The organism is Streptomyces sp. 3N207 (assembly GCF_052246355.1).
Classification (GTDB): Bacteria; Actinomycetota; Actinomycetes; order Streptomycetales; family Streptomycetaceae; genus Streptomyces.
In genome coordinates, this window is the sequence record NZ_JBQQBV010000016.1 from 13,769 (window position 1) to 33,298 (window position 19,530).

Here is a 19,530-nt window from a genome sequence, read left to right on the forward strand (position 1 = left end):
ATTATCGCGGCACCGATCGGCCGCACTTCCCGAGGCCGGCCAACTCCGCACTTGCAAAGATCCGCCGGACAGAACCTAGATGGTTCGGGCGAGCGCGGTGGCGACCGTCGCGGCGATGGGCAGGCCCGTGTGCTCTTCGATCCATGCCCACTGCCCGTTCGGGTTGACCTCCAGGAATACCCATCCTTCCGCGGTGATGAGGAAGTCGAGGGCCCCGAACCGCAGTTGCAGTGCTCCCATCAGCGCCGTGACCCCGCACCGCACCTCATCGGGCACCGGCACGACTTCGTATGACAGTGCCGGATAGTCCGACCGCCAGTCGAGCCGGGCGGCATCGCTGGCACCATGGATCGCTGCGGCGAACATCTGGTCATCCACCACCGTCAGCCGGACGGCGCCGGTGTGTTTCACGCGTTCCTGGAACATGTGGGCCGTCGCCGCGATGCCGTCCGCTTCGGCGAGATGCTCGGGCGCGACGACCGAGGTGTAGATCATGCGTCCTTCCGTGACGCCTTCCTGAAGCAGCGGGGAGGAGAGAGGCTTGTAGATCATCTCGCCGACTTCGTTCCCGAACTCACGAGCCGCCGACGGGTCATTGGTGATGATGGTATTCGGCACCGTCAAACCCGCCCGCACCGCCTCCTGAAGCTGCACGGGCTTGTACTCGGCAGCCCTGATCCGCTGGGGGTGGTTCAGCCATCGGGCACTGGCTCTGAGCAGCCCACCGACACCGAACTGCGCCTCCCTGCTCGCCCACTGGCCGACCGGTTCCCGTACGGCGTCGACGTCGAACGCGCTCGGCCGCCGGTAGTAGATCCCGACGACGTCGTCCATGTTCAGCTTCCGTGTAGAGGTGGCCAGTTGGGTCGTCCAACCAGCACCGGAAGCGGACAGGACTCCCGTCACCGTCAACGTACGGGGGAAATCTCCCGGGTCGCAGCGGAAGACATCCACGCCGCGATGGTTCAGCTCTTCCACGACGTAATCGGCTGTCGGGTCGAACCGCTGTGTCAGGACAAGGACGGTCACCTGAGGCGAGTCCTAGTCGTAGTTGCTGTCGCTGTTGCTGTCGGAATCGCTCCCGGAGCCGCCGTCCGGGTAGCTCATCTGGGTGCTGGTGGACATGTGCGTGGATTGATGAGTGGACGCGCTGAACGACCTCCTCAACGGCATCGTCACACCGTTCTCGGTCACGGTGGCGACCTGCCGAACGGGGTCGTAACCGATGACCGACCAGTCGATATGAACTGCCGTTGCCGGATCGGGATCCGTGGCGTAGCGGAGTCCGAAGGGGAATTGATCCGTCAGCTTGGTCTGCTCGCCGTTCACCAGGGGTGTCCTTCCCTATCGCCCAACCTGCACGAGACGGCTCGACATGACTCTCCTGGCGCCTGCCCAGCAGGAAGAAGCCGGGGAGTTCGTGTGTTTGTCTACCCAACAGCGATCGATCTACCCGTTCGGCTCTTCGCCTCTCTCCAGGACCTGACGCTCCGTTGTGAGCGCCGGCCTCCCTCTCAAGAAGACCGGGGTGCTCGGCCCCTCTCCAGGCTGGCGAGGCGGGAGGTTCCCGCGTACAGCGGCTTGCCGTCGCGGTCGACCTCCAGCCGGACCTCGCCCGCCAAGTGCTGCTCGGAGCCGCCAAGACGGTGGGGAGTCAGCGAGGGGATGGGGAGCTTCAAGAGGGGGTCGCCCGCTCCCTCACCGGTCAGACGCACCCGGTGGCGTAGGCCGACAGCCGTGACGTACCAGCGGTCGGCCCGTACGCCGCCCCGGACGACCGCCGCGGGCGGAAAAAGGTCGGTGCGCCTGCCCGCGAGATCCAGCACGAGGCCGCCCACGGGCACCGTGAAGCGCCCCCTCCCCAGCAGACCTCCGGCGAAGGCCACCCGGACGTCGGGGCGGTCGAAGCCCTGGGCCTGGCCCCACCACCAAGCGGGCGGAAGGCCGCGCCCCCAGGACTTCTCTGCGTACACCTGGCAGCCCGTCAGTTCCCAGCGCTCGTCCCCCAGCCGCGCGGCACCCTCGACCCGGGCGTCGAAGAGGTAGGGGTGCCAGTAGTGGTTGAGCCATGGCACCAACGAGAAGACCCCGGCAGCGGGCAGCAGGGTACGACGCCGGGTGCGGGGGAGCAGGGCCACCTCCAGATCCACGTCCGGCAGGGAGACCTTCAACCGGTCCCGTACGAAGGAGAGCGCGGGCGCCGCATGGATGCCGAAGCGGTCGCTGTCCGCCCATGCGCCGTCGAGCGTCGCGGACCGTACGAGGGAGAGGGGACTCGCGGCTGCGACCACTGTTCCCCAGGAGCGGCCGCGCCGCCGGCTGACCCCACAGGCGACCAGCAGCACCCGGCGCCGCGCCGTATCGGTGAACCGCCAGAGGTAGCCCTCCATCAGCGACCGGTGCGAGGGAAGCGGGTCTCCCCAGGGCAGGTCCGCGCCGGTGCCGCGCCACCACGTGCGCAGCATCTCTAGGAGCCCCGCCGCGTCAGATAGGTGGCCATGGCGGCGAACCGCCCGCGTACGTCGGCGGGCATGGGTACCGCCGCGAGCATCCGAAGTGCCAGTTCCCTCTGGTGTTCCGCTTCCCTCCGGGTGGCCTCCTCTCCACCGGCCTCGCCGATCAGCCCCAGCGCCTCGGGCAGGACCTGCCGGGTGAGGGGGGTGTCCTCACGGGTCAGCAGCTCCCGCAGGCGCGCGGCAGCGGGCGTGTCCCCCGTGAGCGCGAGGAGCACCGGAATTGTCTTCCGCGCCAGGAGAAGGTCGTTGCCGACAGGCTTGCCCGTGCGCCGCTGATCACCCCACAGGCCGAGGATGTCGTCGGCGCACTGGAACGCCACGCCCATGTGGCGGCCGAAGGCGGCAAAGCGTGCCACCTGCCGCGGCGGGCCGCCCGCGAGCAGAGCCCCCAACGCCGCCGCGCAGGCCAGCAGCGCTCCCGTCTTGCCCTTGGCGGCAGCCCGGTACTCCGCGACCGAGACGGCATCCGGACCGGCCCAGGGCCGCTGGACGAAGCTGAGGTCCCTCACCTGCCCGTACATGGTGGCGAGGAGCGCGCGGTTGAGCAGTGCGGCCCCCGCGGCCGAGCGGTCGTCGCGCCGCCGCAGCAGGGCCTCCATGGACAGCACATGGAGACTGTCACCCGCCAGCAGGGCCGGGCCGACGCCGAACCGCTTCCACAGCGTGGGCCTGCCGCGGCGGGTGGCGTCCCCGTCCGTGATGTCGTCGTGGACCAGCGTGAAGTTGTGCACCAGCTCGATCGCGACGGCTCCCGGTACGGCACGCTCGAACGGTGCGCCCAGTGCCTCTGCGGCGAGATACGTCAGAGCGGGCCGTACCGCCTTCCCACTGTCCGGCCCCGCTCCCGACGCGGCCTCTGCTGTCCCGTCCGTCGCGCCTGTGTGCTGCCACCCGAACTGGTAGGCGCCTGCCGGAGCCAGCGGACCGGGCAGGCGGCTGACGGCTGCCCGAAGCGCGGGCTGCGTCCGCCGGCGGGCGTGCTCGCACAACTGCTGGGCAACCCGGATGTCGGAGGGAGTCGCCCCCGCCGCGGTGGTCATGCCCGCTCTGCCTGCCCTTCGACCGGAGCCGGCCGTCCGGGCCGCGCGTCCGCCACCGGCCCACGGCGGGCAGCCAGTGCGGTACGCGTCAGCCACCACGCGAACACGACGGTGGTGCCGACCGCGATGGCGACCCACGGGGCGGGCGCCGGGCTGTCCCGCAGCGAGAGGTCTGCCAGAAGCGCGACCATGGTGCCGCAGGTGGTCAGCGGCAGCTGCATGGACGCCCAGAACGTGACGTTGTCCGCCCTGCGCCGCTCCACCATCGCCCCGGTGCGCAGCGCGTGCAGTACGTGGAGTCCGGCCGGAGCACAGGCCAGCTGCGCCACCGCCACCACGAGCGGCAGCTCTCCCGCCGCGGCCAGGACAAGTACCCCGGCGTACAGCACGCCCTGACCTACGGCGTACAGACGGGTCAGGCTGCGGGGACCGAGGGCCGACGCGAGAGTGTGTTTGCCGACGAGCCGGTCGCCCTCGATATCGGCGAGGTTCATGATCAGGCAGCGCAGCACCTGGAGCACACAGACGTGCGCTGTGCACCACAGCAGCAGCGGCGAGAGCGAACCGGACTGCAGCAGCGCGGCCAGCACCGGCCCCATGCCGTACAGCACGCCCGCGCACGTCACCTCCCCCAGGGCGTGGTAGTTCAGCCGGAGCGGCGGCGCCGTGTAGAACCACGCCAGCGCCATCAGCGCGACGGCCAGCAGCCGGGTGGCCGGCGTCGGCATCGCGGCGGTCAGCGCGAAACCGGCGAAGAGGGTCACGAAGGCGGAGGCGAGGCTCACCGTGGGGCTGAGCAACCCGTCGACCAGGGTGCGGCTACCGCCCGTCCAGGAAGTGGGGGAGGGGTTGGCCCGGTCGGCTTCCAGGTCGAAGTACTCGTTGCAGAAGTGCGTCATCAGATGGGTCGACCAGGCGAAGCCCAGCGTGAGCAGATACCAGGAGAGCGAGAAGCCCCCGCTCGCGTGGACGGCCAGCGTGACGCCGAAGCCGGTCACCATCATGCTCTGGAAGAGGAACTTGACGCGGGCCAGCTGAAGGAAGGCGGCCAACGTTCCCGGGGCCGCGGACCCGCCGGTCGGCTCCGTCGGGCTCATCGGGCCTCTTTGGTGGCCACGATGATCCCGTGCGGGGTCCAGCCGGGTACGGGGAAGCGCTCGACGGCTCCGAATCCGGCATCCCGCAGACACTGCTCGTGCAGCCGCCAGGGGTAGATCATGCCGCCTTCGGCAGGCAACGCGGCGAAGTAGACGCTGTCCAGGGCCGCGACGAGCGGGCCGTCGCCCTCGTCGTTCGACATGGAGTTGAAGATGACCACCCGGCCGCCCGGGTCGAGCGCGGCGTGCGCCTTGCGCAGCAGCGCCGTGTTCTGCTCCGGTGTCCAGATGACGAGCTGATGGGCGAACAGCACACAGTCCATGCCCGTGGGGAACGGATCGCCGAACATGTCGCACGGCTGGACGGAGACCCGCTCGGACAGTCCGGCCCGAGCGATGTGGGCGGCCGTCATTCCGGCCGAGGCGGGGATCTCCAGCACGGTGACCTCGAGCGCGGGATTGTGCCGGGCCAGCGCGATGGCGTTGACCGCGTCACCACCGCCGCAGTCGAGCAGCCGACGCGTGTGCGTGAGATCCAGTGTGTGGACCAGATGGGTGTTGGCCAGCTCGGACCAGGACTTCATATAGCGGTAGAAGACCGACTCCAGCCGCGGATTGCCGCTCAGCCGCCGGTAGAGGTCGGGCTGGTCCCCGGGGATGCGGCGCAGGCCCACGTTGCTGTTCCGCCGCAGCGATTCGGCGAAGTCGGCCTGCCCCTCGTACACGATCTCCTGCTCGAAGGCGACGGTGTCGCTGATCTTCTGCCAGGTGCCGTCGGCGCGCAGTGATGCGAGGAGGTCGGCGGTGCGGTAGTGGGAGCCCTCCTTGACGGTCAGACCGAGCGCGGTGCACCCCAGCAGCAGGATCGCGCAGGCCCGCTCCTGAAGCCCGAGCTGTTCGCGGATCTCCTCCTCCGGCAGGGGGCCGCGCTCCGCCAGCAGGTCGACCAGCCCCAGCTCGCAGGCCGCGCTCAGGTACTGGAAGGCGGCGTGGCCGAAGAGGACGAACGACAGGCGGTCCATGGTCAGTGGGGGGACCGACGGGGCGGAGACGTGGCCAGCAGCGCTAGGCCGCGTGGTCGTCGAGGAGGTCACGTGGAGCCCTTCTTCTTCGTGGTCCGGGTCATCGGGAGGCACGCACAGCAGGGACCGAATTCCACGGCCCGGCGAACAATTGCAACCAGAGGCCATCGCTAATCACCCGCTGGGCCTGCGGCGTCAAACATTCACTTGGCTGAGTGACGGCACCTCGCTGACACCCTCGTGGTGACCGGTGTGCCGCCCGGTGGAACGTACGGTCTGTGGCATGCGGCCGCATACCGCCCGGCATCTCCACGCCGCCTGACGCAGTGCAAAGGACCACGAACATGGAACTCCAGGCCACGGTTCCCGCAGGTGAGATGTCGCAGCCACGGACGGAATCCGCCGGAAACCGCCCATGCGACCTTCTGGGTATCGACCACATTCGGCTGTGCGTCGGTAATGCCCGGCAGGCGGCGCACTTCTACGTCAACGCCTTCGCCATGGAGGTGACCGCCTATCGGGGAAACGAGACCTCGCACAACGGGCTCTCGGAGTATCTGCTCAGCTCGGGACAGGTGCGTTTCCTCATCACGGGTGGGGCGTCCCCGGACAGCACCGCCGCACGGTGGGCCGCAGCTCATGGGGACGGGGTCAGCGATGTTGCGCTTCAGGTGCGCAACCTCGAGGAGGGCCTGGCGTACGCGGCCGCGGCCGGGGCGACCGTACTCGAAGAGCCCACGGTGCATGCCGACGAATTCGGCCAGGTCCGGACCGCCGCGATCGCCACGTACGGGGAACTGCGGCACACCCTGGTGGAGCGCGACTCCTACGAGGGGCTTTTCCTGCCCGGTTTCGGCCCACCACCCGTCGTTCCTGTCCCCTCCTCGCCACCGCTTTTCCACCAGGTGGATCACACCGTCGGCTGTGTGGAGTTCGGCCTCATGGACAGCTGGGTGGACTTCTACCGGCGTGTGCTGGGCTTCTCCACGATGGCCGAGTTCGTCGGGAAGGACATCGCGACCGAATACTCCGCGCTGATGAGCAAGGTGGTCGCCGACGGCACGGGAAAGGTCAAGCTGCCGCTGAACGAGCCCGCGCCGGGAAAGAAGCGGTCCCAGATCGACGAATACCTCCAGTACCACCGCGGACCCGGGGTCCAGCACATCGCGCTGGAAACCCACGACATTCTTGCCGCCACCGACGCTCTGCGGGCTGCGGGAGTGGATTTCCTCGCGACCCCCGACGCGTACTACGACGATCCCGAACTCCGGGCCCGGATCGGGGACGTTCGCGTGGACGTCGCCGAGCTGCGTGAGCGCGGCGTACTCGTGGACCGGGACGAGGACGGGTATCTGCTGCAGATCTTCACCCGCCCTCTCGTCGACCGGCCGACGTTCTTCATCGAACTGATCGAGCGGCACGGCAGCCAGGGCTTCGGCAAGGGCAACTTCAAGGCCCTCTTCGAAGCGGTCGAGCGGGAGCAGGACCGGCGGGGAAATCTGTAGCCGCGCCGCTTGCTGTGCTGGCTGCGGGGACGGGCGGGTGCACGGGCCGCCGTACGTACGAACCGACGTATGGACGTGCCGGGCCGGGCCTGCCGGACCCCCGGCTGTGTCAAACGCTGACCGACCAAGGAGCTGCCGATGAGCCGTGCGACCCTCGCGAAGGACCCGGACGAGGTCACTCGTATGTTCGACGAAGCCGCCGGCCGCTACGACCGGACCAACACCCTGCTCTCCGGTGGCCAGGACAAGCTCTGGCGTGCCCGCGCCCGTGCAGCGCTCGCGCTCGCGCCGGGCGAAAGGTGCCTGGACATCGCCTGCGGCACCGGGGTCTCCACCGCGGAACTCGCCCGGTCCGGCGCGACGGTCATCGGCATCGACCGGTCGCCCGGAATGGTGGCCTGCGGTGCCGCCCGCTCCCTCGACCTGCGGGTCGGGGACGCGTTGGCGCTGCCCTTCGAGGCGGCCACCTTCGACGCGGTGACCATCATGTTCGGGCTGCGCAACGTCGTCGACCCCGGCGCGGCCCTGCGGGAGATGGCACGGGTGACCCGGCCCGGTGGACGGCTCGTCGTCTGTGAGTTCAGCCATCCCACGTGGGTGCCTTTCCGCACCGTGTACCTGCGGTATCTGATGGGCGGCCTGCCCCGGATCGCCGACCGGATCTCCAGCAACCCCGCTGCGTACACCTACCTGTCCGACACCATCCGCGCCTGGCACGACCAGCGCTCACTCGCTGCGCTGATCCGCGAGGCGGGCTGGACGCGGGTCTCCTGGCGCAATCTGACCGGGGGCATCGTCGCGCTGCACCGCGCCCTGGCCCCGGCCGAGGAGCCCGCACCCCAGGACACGCACGGGTACCAGCAGCGGCACGAGGAGTCCCCCGTATGACGCGGCCGGAGCGGGCAGCCCAGGTGCTCGTCGTGGGAGCGGGACCGGCCGGATCGACGGCCGCCTACCACCTGGCCCGCCAGGGGGTGGAGGTGGCTGTCCTGGAGAAGTCCGGCTTTCCCCGGGAGAAGATCTGCGGGGACGGGCTGACGCCGCGAGCCGTACGGCACCTCGTACGGATGGGCATCGACACCTCCGCCCCCGGGTGGAGCCGCAACCGCGGACTTCGGTTCGTCTCGCGTGGGGTCACCCTGGAGGTGGACTGGCCGGAGAGCAACAGCTTTCCGGGCTACGGCCTCACCCGCACCCGCCACGACTTCGACCAGCTTCTCGCCGAACGGGCCGTCGCCGCTGGTGCCGTACTGCATACGGAGACCAAGGTGACGGCGCCGTTGCGGGATGCGGCGGGCCGAATCACCGGTGTCAGCGCGGCCTGCGGTCCTGACGGGGTGTCACGCGAGCTGTCCGCCCCCGTGGTGATCGCGGCCGACGGCGTCGCGGGGCGGCTCGGCCTCGCCATGGGCGTCACCCGGCTGGGAAACCGCCCCGTGGGTACGGCCGTTCGCCGCTACTACCGCAGCCCCGCCAAGCACCAGGACCCGTACCTGGAGTCCTGGCTGGACCTTCGCCGTCCCGACGGCCACATCCTGCCCGGATACAGCTGGATCTTCCCGCTCGGCGACGGCAGGGTCAACGTGGGTCTCGGGGTCCTCAACGACTCCCGCACCGGCACCACCGACGTCCGAAAAATGCTGGCCCCCTGGCTGGAGCGGACTCCGCAGGAGTGGGGACTGCGCGGGGAGGAGCACGCGGACGGACCGCTGCGCGGCGCGGCACTGCCCATGGGGTTCAACCGGCTGCCGCACCACCACGAGGGACTCCTGCTCATCGGCGACGCGGGCGGCATGGTCAACCCGTGCAACGGCGAAGGCATCGCCTACGCCATGGAAGCCGGAGAACTCGTCGCCGACATCGTGGCCCAGGCCGTGAGCCGTCCCGCAGGCCACTCCCGGCACCGGGTGCTGGAACAGTACCCCCAGGAGATCGCCACTCGGCTGGGCCGCTACTACCGGCTGGGCCGCGTCTTCTCCTCCCTCATGGCCCGCCCGCTGTTCACCTCGCTCGTCACCCAGAACGCGGTGAAGTCGCCCCGCGTCATGAGCGCCATGGTGCGGCTGCTGTCGAACCTGTCCGACCGCCCCGGTGCCGACGCGGTGGATCACCTGGTCAACACCCTGGTCCGGGTGATTCCCGGGGACAAGGAGCTCAGGCGCGGCGCCCACGGAGCCACCATCGCGCAGCGCTGACGCGAAGAAGCCGCGCCGCACTGGAACTTGCCCCGAGAGGGCCTGCCGCTTCGCGTGGCCCGCTCCGCGGCCGTGATCGTCGCGGGTGGTGCGACGTCCGGAGCGGACCAAGTGGGGCCTGACCGTCTGTGCGGCGGCCTCTGGACGCAAGCAGGGGTGCGCAACTGTCGAAATCCCCCGGTGTGTTGGTGCGGTGTCGCCCCGCTGCTCGCGCGTTGCGGCCCTGATCGGGCGGGCCAGGCGCTGCCTCGGCGATGGCTTCCTCAGCCTATGACTTTCGCGCGGTGAACGCGCCACGTAGCGGCGCTCTCCTTGGGCTCGGCGGCCTGCTGATCAGCTGGAGGAAAGAGCCTGGGCGGATTCCAGCAGCTCCTTGAGTCGGGCCAGGTCGGCGGCGACCAGGCCGGCGTCACGCTCGAACTCGACGTCGCTCATCTCCGGCTGTCGGCGAAGGGTGAACACCACTTCGCTCCCCGTGCCGTCGGCGATCACGCGGACCGGGTTGTAGATGGTCTCCCCGGAGGGCAGCGTGACGTCGTGGTCGAGCACGCCCAGCTCGTTACGGGGCGCGAAGGTGACCACGACCCGCCCCATGGGGGAGGACTCCGCGACCCATTGAGCGTCGATCGTCTCGATGGAGCTTCCCAGCCCCCGGGCCCACGAGGGCACGTTGGCCGGGTCCGACGCGTAGGCGTAGACATCGTCGACAGTGCGGTCGATACGGACGCTGAGGTGGCGGGATTCCTTTCCTGTGCTGTTCATGGCGCTGACGGTAACGGGCCACCGTGACCATCCTCTTGAACGAATCGGACGCGTAGCTCCACCGGACGGATCCCGGCGAGGCAATTCCGCGGCCGTTGTCCTGACCCCATTAATGTGCCTCGAACGCGATCAACGGCAAGCCGGCATGCCAGCGTCGCCGTCGGCCTGTTCCGGTTCGGTTCTGGTTCCGGTTCCGGTTCCGGTTCCGGTTCCGATCACGATTCTCGCGTAGCGGACCTGGAGCACTCACCACCGCCCATACGATTCCTGCTATGACGGCACCCAGTTGCTATACGTGCGCCCAGGAAGAACGCTTCGACGCTCTGCCACTGCGCGAGCGCATCGTCGTGGACCAGCATTGGCGGGTGGCCCATGCTTTCGACACGGCACTTCCCGGGTGGCTGGTGCTGGTGCCTCGCCGCCATGTCACGGCCATCCACGAGCTCACCGGCAGGGAGGCCGAGACGCTCGGAATGTGGCAGGTCAGGCTGTCTCGGGCGCTGCGCGATGTGACTGGATGCGTCAAGACCTACGTTGCGCAGTTCGCCGAGGTCGAAGGGTTCGCCCATGTGCACTTCCACGTCGTACCGCGGATGAGCGACCTTCCCCAAGAACTGCGTGGACCTCGTGTTTTCGGGTTGCTCAGACAGCCCGAACAGAATCGGGTGTCTGGCGACGTCACGGATGAGACGGTGCAATCCCTACGCGCCAACCTGCTTTCCGACTCTCACACCGCCTTACAGGTCACGGAAGTTGAGCGGTAGGGCTGTCGTGTGTGGCCGGCGGTACTGCGCAGGGCGGGGCGGATACGGCATCCGGGCCAGTACCGGGTCGTGAGGCGGGTGGCACAGGTGTGACGGGTGAGGGGCGGGAAGGCGCCGTATGGCCACTAGGCGACAGGTTCCCTGGCACAGGTCCGCGGTGCTCGTGGCCCTGATGCTGGCCGCCTTCACGTTCAACACCGCGGAGAATCTGCCGATCGGCCTCCTGGAGCTCATCGCCGAGGACCTGCGGGTCTCTGTGTCAGCGGTCGGCTACCTGGTCACCGGCTACGGCGTGACGGTCGCCGTGGCGTCCCTGCCGCTGGCCCACGTCATGCGGGCCGTTCCCCGACGGCATGTCCTTACGGGACTGCTGGCCGCGCTCGTCGTGTCCAGCATGGTCGCGGCGCTGGCCACCTCGTACTGGCTGCTGCTCGTGGCGCGGCTGCTGACCGCGCTCGCCCAGGCGCTGTTCTGGGCCGTGATGGGGCCGGTGGCGGTGAGCCTGTTCCTGCCCGAGGCCCGCGGTCATGTGGTCGGGGCGCTGTCCGTCGCCGGTTCGCTCGCGCTCGTGGCCGGTGTCCCCGCCGGGACCTGGCTGGGCCAGCAGAGCGACTGGCCGGTTCCGGTCGCCATGCTGGCGGGTCTGGGGCTCGCCTCCCTCGTGACGATCGCCGTCCTGCTGCCGACCTCGCGTCCGGAAGAAGGGCACGCCGCCTACGGAACCGATCCCGACGCCCGCCGGTTCGGGACCGTCCTCGCGGCCGGCACCCTGTCCGCCACGGGAGCGTTCACGGGATACACCTACATCGTGAAGTTCCTGGGCGACGTGAGCGGGTTCGCCGGGAGCACGGTCAGCGCCCTGCTGCTGGCCTTCGGCGTTGCGTGTCTGGCCGGGGTGAGCATCACCGGGGCGCTGCTGAACCGCTTCCCGTACTCCGCACTGACGGCTGCCGTAGCAACGCAGGCCGCGGGCATGCTCGGCCTGTACGCGGCAGGCACCGATCCCGTGGCTGCGGTGGTGTTCCTGGTGCTGGTCGGCGGAGCACTCGGGCCGGTGTTCATGGCCACCCAGAACGCGATGCTGCGCTGTGCACCGGGCCGCACGGACATCGCACTCGCGGCCAACTCCGGTGCCTACAACGCCGGTATCGCGGCAGGCGCCGCGGTCGGAGGACTGGTCCTGCCGCTCACCGGGGTGCGGGGCACCTTCCTCGTGGGCGGCCTGCTGACCGCTTCAGCCTGCGCGGTGCTGCTCGGCGAGCGGCTGCTGCCTGGGGGGCGTCGTCACAAAGCCGTGCTGACATCAAGTGTGAGGCAAGCGTGACGGCGCCGTTGTGAGCGGATCGCCCCCGGGCCGGAGGGTGCGGATCGGCGGATACGGATCGGAGGGTGCGGCTCGGCGGATGCGGACCGGCTCGGGCCTGAACGGCAAGCCGTCGTCCACCGCGGCGACCTCGCTTCCCCGAGGATGCGACGGACCCGGTGGACCTCCCGGTCAGCGAGCCGCCGACCACCGTGGTGCTTGCCGCCTCGCACGGGGGCATCTCCGGTGAAGAGACGTGACTGAGAGGGGCGAACCGGCAGTGGGGCGCACGTTCCCCCGTTCTCGATGGACCCCGCGATCAGCCGGCGGCGTCCCGCCGTGCCGCGCCCCACTCCCACAGGCTCCGCACCACCGGCTCCAGCGCCCGGCCCTGGGCCGTCAGGATGTAGCGGACCCGCGGAGGCCAGCCGGGGGTGCGGTGGCGCTCGACAATGGCCGCGCTGGTCAACTGCGCCAGCCGGTCGGAGAGGACCTTGTCCGAGAGGGCGGGCAGTGCGGCGGACAGCTCGGAGTATGTGGCCTCACCACGGCGTAGGAACTCGCGGAGTACCAGCGGCGTCCATCGGCCCGCCAGGGCGGCAAGGGTGATGTCGACGGGGCAGCGCGGTTCGTGGCCCGGCGGCACGAGGGCGCTGTCCGGACAGTCGGCCAGCGGGCCGCCACTGCCGCCCGACCGTGTGTGTCCAACTGTTTGGTGAGTCACGAAAGCCCCTCCTACCGTCCGTCGTGAACAGCCCGCCCGATTCTCTCCAAGGGGCACCAGCTATGCGCATCCACCACCTCAACTGCGGGTCCCTCCGGGAGATTCCACCGCTCGGCGAAGAACCCACGGTAGGCGTCACGAACCGCGAACCGGCCGCCGTCTGCCATTGCCTGCTCATCGACACAGGCAAGGACGGGCTGGTCCTGGTCGACACCGGCCTCGGCACCGCCGACCGGCAGCACCCCGAAGGAAGACTGGGCGCGGACTGGGTGGCCTACGCCCAGCCTGCGCTGGACCCTGAGGAGAGCGCGCTGCGGCAGGTCGTCCGCCTCGGGTACGCGCCGCAGGACGTACGGCACATCGTGCTCACCCACTTGCATCGCGACCACACGGGAGGGCTGCCGGACTTCCCTCACGCACAGGTGCACGTGCACCCCGACGAATACCTGGCCGTCACAGATCCCGCGGCACCGCACCACAGGCACAGCCGCGACCGCTTCATGCAGGCACACGGGGCGCACGGCCCACTGCTGACCCCCGCACCCGTGGAGGAGCGCACAGAGTGGTTCGGCTTCCGGGGCGTGGCGCGCCCGCAGGTGCCGGCGTGCGAGCTGCTGCTTGTGCCGCTGCCGGGCCACTCCGCGGGACACGCGGGCGTCGCCGTACGCGACGGCGACGGCAAGTGGCTGCTGCACGCGGGCGACGCATACATGTATCACGGCGAGATCGAGCACACCCCGCCCCTCTCCCATCCCGTTCTCGAACCGGTCCAGCAGGGAGCGCAGACCGACCCCGCGGATCGCCTCGCAGCCCGCGACCGACTGCGTGACCTCCGCCGCGACCACGCGGAAGAGGTCACCGTCTTCAGTGCTCACGACCCGTGGGAGCTGGCCCGCCTCGCCACCCTCGCGGGCGGTTGATTCTCGACGGAGCCTGTCTTGGACGCCGACCGAGCCGGGGCCGCGCAGGCTGGGCAGGAGGGGCGGACGGGGTGGAAGTCGCAGGAGTGTCGCAGGGAACGGGGCCGAGCCTCCTGGGAGTTGAGTCGTTTCAATCTCTTGCTGCCCGGGTCTTGTTCTGTGTTGAGGGCGGGCCTAGGGTCCCTCGCGGGGAAAGCGCTTTCTGCCCCCGCATCACCTTCCGTACCGCCTGCTTCCGTGCTGCTCCGTGCCCTGCCCATCTGTCCCACAAGGAGCCGCTCCTGTATGCCCGTTGAGACTGCTCCGGTCCGTGCCGCTGTCATCGGCGTCGGCGCGATCGTGACCGACAGCCACCTGCCAGCGCTGCGTGCGCACGCCGACCGGGTGCGCCTTGTTGCCGCGGTCGACGTGGACGAGGGACGGCTCGCCGCCTTCCGTGACCAGGCCGGCGGGCAGGTGGCCGGATACCGCGACGCTGCCCGGATGCTCGCCGCCGAGCGCCCCGATCTGGTGCTGATCGGCACCCCGCCTTCGCTGCACACCGCCCAAGTGTGCGCCGCGCTGGAGGCCGGTGCCTGGGTGCTGTGCGAGAAGCCGCTGTGCCTGTCGCTCGCCGAGTACGACGAGATCGCCGCCGCCGAGCAGCGGTACGGGGAAGAGCACACCGGTGGGGGCGGCGGTCGGCGCGCGGGCGGACCGTACGCAGCGGTCGTCTTCCAGCACCGCTACGGCTCCGGCGCCGTCCACGCCCGTGAACTGCTGACCGCCGGGGAGTTGGGCCGCCCGCTGGTCGCGCACTGCCAGACGACCTGGTACCGCGACGCGGCCTACTACGGCGTCCCCTGGCGTGGCCGCTGGAGTACCGAGGGCGGCGGTCCGACGGTGGGGCACGGCATCCACCAGATGGATCTGCTGTTGCATCTGCTGGGCGACTGGAGCGAGATCCGGGCGATGGCCGGCCGACTGGTGCACGACGTGGAGAGCGAGGACGTCTCGACGGCGCTCGTGCAGTTCGCGAGCGGCGCCATGGCGACCGTCGTCAACAGCCTGCTCAGCCCCGATGAAGTCAGCCGAATCCGTATCGACTGCGCGGACGCCACCGTGGAGTTGACCCACCTGTACGGTCACCGTAACGACGACTGGGCCTACACCCCGGCTCCGCATGTGGATGACGGCGGGCCGCGAGCCGTCCGCTGGCGCACGCCCGCGGCGGACGTACCCAGCTCGCACGCCGCCCAGCTCGGCCACTTCCTGGACGCGTGGGAGAAGGGGGCCCGGCCGCCCGGCAGCGGCCACGACGCGCGCCGCACCCTCGAATTCACCGCCGCCCTCTACAAGTCGGCCTTCACCGGACGGCCTGTCCGCCCGGGCGAGATCACTCCTGGCGATCCCTACTACCGCGCCATGCACGGCAACCACCCCGACTGGGCCCCGAAGGAGCGGACCGACCAGTGACGAGCGCACCCACCAACGCAACCGGAACCGCTGCCACGACCGTGACCGTACCGACAGCCGAAGCCGGGACCGCAGCCGCCGCCACGCACAGGATCACGGCCCCGGCCCACGCCCCGGGCAGCGCGGCAGGCCCTCTCACCGTCACCCACGTGCACGGCGAACGCGTCAGTGTGCGTGCTGCGAACGGCAGCGAGCTGATGGCGTACGTCTACGCCCCCGATCCGGACCCGTTCGAGTCCTGGAAGCCGTACGCGCACCCGCTGCGGACCCTCGGCGGGCGTCTGGTGACCGGCTACCGGCCCAACGACCACCGGTGGCACAAGGGCCTTCAGATGACGGCCAGCCACCTGTCCGGTCAGAACTTCTGGGGCGGCAACTCCTATGTGCACGGGGAGGGCTATCTGCCGTTGCCTGGCCGGGTGGGCTCCATGCGGCACGACGGCTTCGACGCGCTCACGTCGACCGACGCCTCGGTGGACTTCACCGAGCGGCTCACCTGGGTGGAGAACGGCGGCGGCCAGTGGGCGCGCGAGACGCGCTCCGTCGTGCTGCACTCGGTGGACACCGCGGCCGGCGCCTACGCCCTGGACTGGTCGATCGAGCTGACCAACATCCGCTGCGAGCCGCTGCACTTCGGCTCGCCCACCACGCGCGGCCGTGAGATGGCCGGGTACACCGGCCTGCACTGGAGGGGGCCCCGCGCCTTCACCGGAGGCCAGGTGCTGACCCGCGGCGGGGCCAGCAGCGCCGAGGCCATGATGGGGCAGCCCGCCGCCGAGCACCCCTGGCTCGGCTTCGTCGGCGAGCACGATGACGTGGACGGACACGCGACCCTCGTCTTCGCGCACGCGCCCGAGAACACCGGGTCGGTGCACGCCTCGCACTGGTTCGTCCGCTCCAGTCCGACGCCCACCGTCGCCTTCTCCTGGGCGTTCTTCGAGGAGTTCGAGCTGCCTCCCGGCGAGAGCTTCCGCTACCGCTACCGCGTCGTGGTCGCCGACGGGGCATGGGACGCCGACCGCATCGAGAAGCAGCTGTCCGCACTGCCCTGGTGACGGGCACCGGGCGCCTGGTGACGGGCACCGGGCGCGCACCCACCGACGAAGGGAGCCCCGCCGTGCTGGACGCACCCCTGCCGGGCGGCATCGGTCTGTCCCACATCAGTGCGTACCCGTGGCAGGCAGCTGACGGGGTGTGCGGCGGGAGCCCGCACATCCACCTGGCCTGCACCGAGGCGTATGTCGTCACCCAGGGGGAGGGCTCCGTGCAGACCCTGACCCTGGAGGACGGCTTCACCGAGGCGCCGCTGACGCCCGGCTCCCTCGCCTGGTTCACGCCGGGAACAGTGCACCGCATGGTCAACGGCTCCGGGCTGCGGGTGACCGTGCTGATGCAGAACAGCGGTCTGCCGGAGGCCGGTGACGCGGTCTTCACCTTTCCGCCGCACCTGCTGAACGACCCGGACGCGTACGCAGCCGCCGCCGCGCTGCCCGCCCCGGAAGGGCCTGAGACGGAGGGCACCGCACGCAGGCGGCGGGATCTGGCCGTCGAGGGCTATCTGAGGCTGCGCGCGGCCCTGGCGGACGGTGACACCGGCCCGCTGCGGGCCTTCCACCGGGCCGCAGCGGACATCGTCGCCGACAAGGTGGCCGCCTGGCGGGAGCGCTGGCAGCACGGTGCCCTGGCAGCCGCGGAGCGCACCGGAGAGCAGCTGGACGCGCTCGAAAAGGGCGATCACTCGCATCTGGCCGCCGCCCGCGCATACGCCGCGGGCCCCACCCGGCGCGACGGCTACGGAATGTGCGGCCGCCGCGACGAGTACGCGTTGGCGGGCACCACCCTGCCGTACTACGGCGAGTAGCGCCCGCACGCCCACCCGCCGGCCCTCACGTCCCGCTGCTCCGGCCGTCCCATGAAAGGTCCCCTTCTCATGCACCGACCGTACCGACCCAGAGCGCGGGCGTTCGGCGCCGCAGCCGCCGCGTTCGCGCTGTGCGCGGCGCTCGCCGGCTGCAGCCAGGGCGACTCCGCGGCGGGCGAAGGCAAGGTCGTGCTCCACTTCACCTGGTGGGGCAACGCCGACCGGGCCGCCCGCACCGAGAAGGCCGTCGCCGCTTTCGAAAAGGCGCACCCTGACGTCGACATCCGGACCTCCTACTCGCCCTACGAGGCGTACAAGCAGAAGCTCGCCACTCAGGCGGCGGGCGGAGACGCGCCCGATCTCGTCCAACTCGACTACCGGCAGATCAGCCAGTACGCAGGGTCCGGCATCCTCCTCGACCTCACCGAGCAGCGGAAGGCCCTGCCGACCGGGGAGATGGACAAGTCGCTGCTGAAGACCGGCCAGTTCGAGGGGAAGCAGTACGCCGTCCCGATGGGCGTGGGCACGCAGACGCTTGCGTACGACAAGAAGGCGTGGCGCGAGGCGGGCCTGCCACTGCCGCGTCCCGGCTGGACATGGGACGAGTTGGAGGACGCCCTGCGTGGGCTGAAGCGCGAGCACGGCAGCCCTGTGATGACCGACCCCGGCTCGATGGAGGACTGGTTCGAGGTCTATCTGCGCTCCCGGGGCAAGCGGCTGTACGACGAAAAGGGCCAGGTGGCGTTCAACGAGGACGACCTGACGGCCTATTGGGCCTTCACCAGCAAGCTGCGCAAGGAGGGCCTGGTCAGCCCGGCGGAAGGAACCACACAGCTGGACGGTTCCGTGGAGAACTCGCCCATGGGACGCAAGAAGGCGATGGCGGAGTTCAACTGGGACGCACCTTCGGCCGGTTTCGAGTCGGTCTACGGCGACCGGCTCGCGCTGGCGCCGATGCCGGCAGGGAAGGACGGCACCATGGGCCAGTACTTCAAGCCCAACGTGCTCATCGGTATCGCCGCCAACAGCCCCCACCCACGCGAGGCCGCCCGCTTCGTCGACTTCCTCCTCAACACCGACGAGGCCGCGGACATCCTCAGCGTCGACCGCGGCACACCCGTCAACAACCAGCAGCGCACGAGGCTGCTGCCGGAACTCACCGGCTTCCAGAAAGGCGTCGCCGAACTGCAGAAGTCGCTGCAGGGCAAGCTGAAGGACCCGCCGACGGCACCCCCACGCGGTGACAACGCCCTCCAGTCGGTCTTCCAGAAGGACTACGACCAAGTGGCCTTCGAAAAGGCCACTCCGCGCCAGGTGGCACGGGAATTCCTCACCGAGGCCGGAGCGGAGCTGAGGCCGTGATGCCGCGCACGCCTACCACACCGCGCCCGGCGGCCACCGCCCCGAGCGCCGAAAGCGCGTCCCCCTCGCGCACCGGGCCAGGAAGCCGCAGCCGCAACAGCGGGCGCCCGCACCGCAGGGAACGGCAAGGCCCCGCCTGGGTGTTCCTCTCACCATGGGTGCTGGGCGCGAGCGTGCTGACGCTGCTGCCGATGGCGGTCTCGCTGTATCTGTCGTTCACCGACTACAACCTGTTCGACCCGCCGTCCTGGATCGGGCTGCGCAACTACGTGCAGATGTTCACCGAGGACCCCAGGCTGCTGCGTTCGGTCGGCAACACCCTGCTGTACGTCCTGATCGCCGTACCGCTGCAACTCGCCCTTGCGCTGGCCGCCGCCGTCGCCCTGAGGTCGATGGGGCGCGGCAAGGACTTCTACCGCTCCGCCTTCTACGCCCCCTCACTGCTGGGCGCCTCGATGAGCATCGCCCTGGTCTGGCGAGCGCTCTTCAACGACGGCGGCACCGTCGACAACGTGCTGAGCACGTTCGGGGTGCACACGGGTGGCTGGGTCACCCGGCCCGGCTGGGCCCTGCTCACCGTCGCCCTGCTGACGGTCTGGCAGTTCGGGGCTCCCATGGTCATCTTCCTCGCCGGGCTCCAGCAGATCCCCGGTGAGCTCTACGAGGCCGCGGCCGTGGACGGGGCCGGCCGGTGGCGGCAGTTCGTCTCCGTCACCCTGCCGATGCTCTCCCCGGTGCTCTTCTTCAACCTGGTCCTCCAGACGATCCAGGCGTTCCAGGTCTTCACTCCCGCCTTCGCGGTCAGCGGCGGCCGGGGCGGCCCGGCCGACTCGACACTCTTCTACACCCTCTACCTCTACGACCGCGGCTTCACCGCCTCCCACATGGGCTACGCCTCCGCAATGGCCTGGGTGCTGCTGCTGGCCATCGGCATCGTCACCGCGGTGCTCTTCCGCACCTCACGCTCCTGGGTCTTCTACGCCAACGAGGAGGGCCACTGATGT

The 19,530-nt window shown here is 70.0% G+C and carries 19 protein-coding genes; 11 read left to right on the top strand and 8 right to left on the bottom strand.

From position 1 onward, the window contains the following. Positions 1-75: 75 nt before the first annotated feature. From tgmB to ACTWP9_RS23765, 6 genes are all read right to left on the bottom strand, one after another. A complete protein-coding gene (gene tgmB / locus ACTWP9_RS23740) occupies positions 76-1,029 on the bottom strand; it encodes an ATP-grasp ribosomal peptide maturase (RefSeq protein WP_443248277.1) in 954 nt (317 codons plus the stop codon). A 12-nt stretch (positions 1,030-1,041) separates the two neighbouring features. Beyond that, positions 1,042-1,329: a putative ATP-grasp-modified RiPP gene (gene tgmA, locus ACTWP9_RS23745; RefSeq protein WP_443248278.1), complete on the bottom strand. Its 288-nt coding sequence runs from the start codon at positions 1,327-1,329 to the stop codon at positions 1,042-1,044. Between the two features lie 185 nt (positions 1,330-1,514). After that, positions 1,515-2,465 (bottom strand): tocopherol cyclase family protein, encoded by a 951-nt coding sequence (locus ACTWP9_RS23750; RefSeq protein ID WP_443248279.1) that lies wholly within the window; start codon positions 2,463-2,465, stop codon positions 1,515-1,517. Positions 2,466-2,467: 2 nt separating this feature from the next. Continuing rightward, positions 2,468-3,556: a polyprenyl synthetase family protein gene (locus ACTWP9_RS23755; RefSeq protein WP_443248280.1), complete on the bottom strand. Its 1,089-nt coding sequence runs from the start codon at positions 3,554-3,556 to the stop codon at positions 2,468-2,470. Further along, the gene (locus ACTWP9_RS23760; RefSeq protein WP_443248281.1) at positions 3,553-4,653 is read right to left on the bottom strand and encodes a prenyltransferase; all 1,101 of its coding nucleotides are present in this window, start codon (positions 4,651-4,653) and stop codon (positions 3,553-3,555) included. The genes ACTWP9_RS23755 and ACTWP9_RS23760 overlap by 4 nt, the downstream gene beginning before the upstream one ends. Then, complete coding sequence (locus ACTWP9_RS23765; protein ID WP_443248282.1) at positions 4,650-5,675, bottom strand: methyltransferase; 1,026 nt, start codon at positions 5,673-5,675, stop codon at positions 4,650-4,652. Before ACTWP9_RS23765 ends, ACTWP9_RS23760 begins: the two co-directional genes overlap by 4 nt. Before the next feature lie 344 nt (positions 5,676-6,019). Between ACTWP9_RS23765 and hppD the strand changes: the two genes are divergently transcribed. The 3 genes from hppD to ACTWP9_RS23780 all read left to right on the top strand — a co-directional run bounded on the left by hppD (position 6,020) and on the right by ACTWP9_RS23780 (position 9,375). After that, complete coding sequence (gene hppD, locus ACTWP9_RS23770; RefSeq protein ID WP_443248283.1) at positions 6,020-7,180, top strand: 4-hydroxyphenylpyruvate dioxygenase; 1,161 nt, start codon at positions 6,020-6,022, stop codon at positions 7,178-7,180. A gap of 138 nt (positions 7,181-7,318) precedes the next feature. Beyond that, complete coding sequence (locus ACTWP9_RS23775) at positions 7,319-8,068, top strand: demethylmenaquinone methyltransferase (RefSeq protein ID WP_443248284.1); 750 nt, start codon at positions 7,319-7,321, stop codon at positions 8,066-8,068. Then, positions 8,065-9,375, top strand: coding sequence for a geranylgeranyl reductase family protein (locus ACTWP9_RS23780; RefSeq protein WP_443248285.1), 1,311 nt, complete (start codon positions 8,065-8,067; stop codon positions 9,373-9,375). Before ACTWP9_RS23775 ends, ACTWP9_RS23780 begins: the two co-directional genes overlap by 4 nt. 333 nt (positions 9,376-9,708) lie before the next feature. On the opposite strand, the gene ACTWP9_RS23785 is transcribed toward ACTWP9_RS23780, so the two are convergent. Then, positions 9,709-10,137: an SRPBCC family protein gene (locus ACTWP9_RS23785; protein WP_443248286.1), complete on the bottom strand. Its 429-nt coding sequence runs from the start codon at positions 10,135-10,137 to the stop codon at positions 9,709-9,711. Between the two features lie 272 nt (positions 10,138-10,409). Between ACTWP9_RS23785 and ACTWP9_RS23790 the strand changes: the two genes are divergently transcribed. Both ACTWP9_RS23790 and ACTWP9_RS23795 read left to right on the top strand, forming a co-directional pair. After that, on the top strand, positions 10,410-10,901 hold the full coding sequence (locus ACTWP9_RS23790) for an HIT family protein (RefSeq protein WP_443248287.1): 492 nt from the start codon (positions 10,410-10,412) through the stop codon (positions 10,899-10,901). A 118-nt stretch (positions 10,902-11,019) separates the two neighbouring features. Then, a complete protein-coding gene (locus ACTWP9_RS23795) occupies positions 11,020-12,225 on the top strand; it encodes an MFS transporter (protein WP_443248288.1) in 1,206 nt (401 codons plus the stop codon). Positions 12,226-12,523: 298 nt separating this feature from the next. Here the strand turns inward: ACTWP9_RS23795 and ACTWP9_RS23800 are convergent, their stop codons facing one another. After that, the gene (locus ACTWP9_RS23800; protein ID WP_443248289.1) at positions 12,524-12,928 is read right to left on the bottom strand and encodes a winged helix-turn-helix transcriptional regulator; all 405 of its coding nucleotides are present in this window, start codon (positions 12,926-12,928) and stop codon (positions 12,524-12,526) included. A 62-nt stretch (positions 12,929-12,990) separates the two neighbouring features. Between ACTWP9_RS23800 and ACTWP9_RS23805 the strand changes: the two genes are divergently transcribed. The 6 genes from ACTWP9_RS23805 to ACTWP9_RS23830 all read left to right on the top strand — a co-directional run bounded on the left by ACTWP9_RS23805 (position 12,991) and on the right by ACTWP9_RS23830 (position 19,527). Next, complete coding sequence (locus tag ACTWP9_RS23805) at positions 12,991-13,848, top strand: MBL fold metallo-hydrolase (protein ID WP_443248290.1); 858 nt, start codon at positions 12,991-12,993, stop codon at positions 13,846-13,848. Between the two features lie 285 nt (positions 13,849-14,133). Next, positions 14,134-15,303, top strand: coding sequence for a Gfo/Idh/MocA family protein (locus tag ACTWP9_RS23810; protein WP_443248291.1), 1,170 nt, complete (start codon positions 14,134-14,136; stop codon positions 15,301-15,303). Between the two features lie 92 nt (positions 15,304-15,395). Next, positions 15,396-16,358, top strand: coding sequence for a PmoA family protein (locus ACTWP9_RS23815; protein WP_443248405.1), 963 nt, complete (start codon positions 15,396-15,398; stop codon positions 16,356-16,358). 14 nt (positions 16,359-16,372) lie between these two features. Further along, the gene (locus ACTWP9_RS23820; RefSeq protein ID WP_443248406.1) at positions 16,373-17,164 is read left to right on the top strand and encodes a cupin; all 792 of its coding nucleotides are present in this window, start codon (positions 16,373-16,375) and stop codon (positions 17,162-17,164) included. Between the two features lie 69 nt (positions 17,165-17,233). Then, positions 17,234-18,526 carry an ABC transporter substrate-binding protein gene (locus ACTWP9_RS23825; RefSeq protein ID WP_443248292.1) on the top strand — a complete coding sequence of 431 codons (1,293 nt, stop codon included), beginning with the start codon at positions 17,234-17,236 and terminating at the stop codon, positions 18,524-18,526. Further along, positions 18,526-19,527: a carbohydrate ABC transporter permease gene (locus tag ACTWP9_RS23830; RefSeq protein ID WP_443248293.1), complete on the top strand. Its 1,002-nt coding sequence runs from the start codon at positions 18,526-18,528 to the stop codon at positions 19,525-19,527. Before ACTWP9_RS23825 ends, ACTWP9_RS23830 begins: the two co-directional genes overlap by 1 nt. Positions 19,528-19,530: the final 3 nt, after the last annotated feature.

Bases quoted from the DNA above. Each gene is read 5' to 3' on its own strand.
- ACTWP9_RS23750 (WP_443248279.1), bottom strand. From the start codon at position 2,465: ATGCTGCGCACGTGGTGGCGCGGCACCGGCGCGGACCTGCCCTGGGGA.
- ACTWP9_RS23755 (WP_443248280.1), bottom strand. From the start codon at position 3,556: ATGACCACCGCGGCGGGGGCGACTCCCTCCGACATCCGGGTTGCCCAG.
- ACTWP9_RS23760 (WP_443248281.1), bottom strand. From the start codon at position 4,653: ATGAGCCCGACGGAGCCGACCGGCGGGTCCGCGGCCCCGGGAACGTTG.
- ACTWP9_RS23765 (WP_443248282.1), bottom strand. From the start codon at position 5,675: ATGGACCGCCTGTCGTTCGTCCTCTTCGGCCACGCCGCCTTCCAGTAC.
- hppD (WP_443248283.1), top strand. From the start codon at position 6,020: ATGGAACTCCAGGCCACGGTTCCCGCAGGTGAGATGTCGCAGCCACGG.
- ACTWP9_RS23775 (WP_443248284.1), top strand. From the start codon at position 7,319: ATGAGCCGTGCGACCCTCGCGAAGGACCCGGACGAGGTCACTCGTATG.
- ACTWP9_RS23780 (WP_443248285.1), top strand. From the start codon at position 8,065: ATGACGCGGCCGGAGCGGGCAGCCCAGGTGCTCGTCGTGGGAGCGGGA.
- ACTWP9_RS23785 (WP_443248286.1), bottom strand. From the start codon at position 10,137: ATGAACAGCACAGGAAAGGAATCCCGCCACCTCAGCGTCCGTATCGAC.
- ACTWP9_RS23790 (WP_443248287.1), top strand. From the start codon at position 10,410: ATGACGGCACCCAGTTGCTATACGTGCGCCCAGGAAGAACGCTTCGAC.
- ACTWP9_RS23795 (WP_443248288.1), top strand. From the start codon at position 11,020: ATGGCCACTAGGCGACAGGTTCCCTGGCACAGGTCCGCGGTGCTCGTG.
- ACTWP9_RS23805 (WP_443248290.1), top strand. From the start codon at position 12,991: ATGCGCATCCACCACCTCAACTGCGGGTCCCTCCGGGAGATTCCACCG.
- ACTWP9_RS23810 (WP_443248291.1), top strand. From the start codon at position 14,134: ATGCCCGTTGAGACTGCTCCGGTCCGTGCCGCTGTCATCGGCGTCGGC.
- ACTWP9_RS23825 (WP_443248292.1), top strand. From the start codon at position 17,234: ATGCACCGACCGTACCGACCCAGAGCGCGGGCGTTCGGCGCCGCAGCC.
- ACTWP9_RS23830 (WP_443248293.1), top strand. From the start codon at position 18,526: ATGCCGCGCACGCCTACCACACCGCGCCCGGCGGCCACCGCCCCGAGC.